The following is a 1,115-nucleotide window of genomic DNA, read 5'->3' on the forward strand; positions in this document are numbered from 1 at the left end:
TTATGACGAGCAATCAGTCGCAGCTTGGATTGAGCAAGCGAAGCGCATGGCGCCAAGTGTCATCATGGGTACACCGAGCACCGAATTAGCGCTTGCCGACCAAATCATGACCGAGCATCAAATCCAGTGCTTAACCAAACCGCTATCTCGCCGTAAGTTGCTGCAAAGTTTGATCAATGAACATGTTGAAGCCCCTCAAGCTATTGCCGCTCCTGTTGAAACAGAAGAAAGCGAACGACTGCCACTGACGGTGCTCGCGGTGGATGATAACCCTGCAAACCTAAAACTGATTTCAGCACTACTGAAAGAAAGGGTTGAAACCGTAACGGCTTGTAGCAATGGTCAGCAAGCCGTAAATCTCGCTACCGAGAAGAAATACGACCTGATCTTTATGGACATCCAAATGCCATTAATGGATGGAGTGACCGCTTGTCAGAACATCAAAGAGCTTGAGTTAAACAAAGACACACCAGTGATCGCCGTTACCGCGCACGCCATGGCCGGGGAGCGCGATCGTCTGCTCGCCGCAGGTATGGATGATTACCTCACCAAACCAATTGAAGAGCATGTACTGCAACAAGTGTTGGTCCACTGGAATCCGAATACCTGTACAGAAAGCATAGGGAAAGTTGCGCCGTCCTACGTCGATGAACCAGCAAGTGAAGCACCTGCCACAGCTGAAAATACACAACCTGATGTGATTATTGACTGGCAAGCCGCATTGAAACAGAGCGCTAATAAGGAAGACTTAGCCAAAGATATGCTGCGTATGTTGATCGATTTCATTCCAGAAGTAGAAGAAGTTGTCGACCACGCACTTGAGCAAGACGATTATTCGCGTGAAGAGTTAATTCATGTGATCCACAAACTGCACGGCAGTAGCTCTTATTGTGGCGTACCAAGGCTAAAATCTCTCTGTGCTACGCTTGAACACGCACTTCGTTCAGGAGCCAGCATTGAAGAAATTGAACCTGAAATGTTTGAACTGCAAGATGAAATGATTAAGGTCACCACCACCGCAAAACTTTATCTAGAGCAGTAGCATTCTGACTAAACTTCATACAAAAAAGCCAGAGCATTTGCTCTGGCTTGTGTTATTCAACTTAAAGGGTTAG

At 46.8% G+C, this 1,115-nt stretch carries 1 protein-coding gene; it reads left to right on the plus strand.

Features of this window, described 5'->3' with window-relative positions:
- On the plus strand, positions 1-1,042 hold a 1,042-nt coding region (locus R8O70_RS25925), incomplete at its 5' end, for a response regulator (RefSeq protein ID WP_318184551.1).
- Positions 1,043-1,115: the final 73 nt, after the last annotated feature.

Source organism: Vibrio sp. 779(2023), assembly GCF_033344285.1.
In the GTDB taxonomy this organism is placed as follows: Bacteria; Pseudomonadota; Gammaproteobacteria; order Enterobacterales; family Vibrionaceae; genus Vibrio; species Vibrio alginolyticus.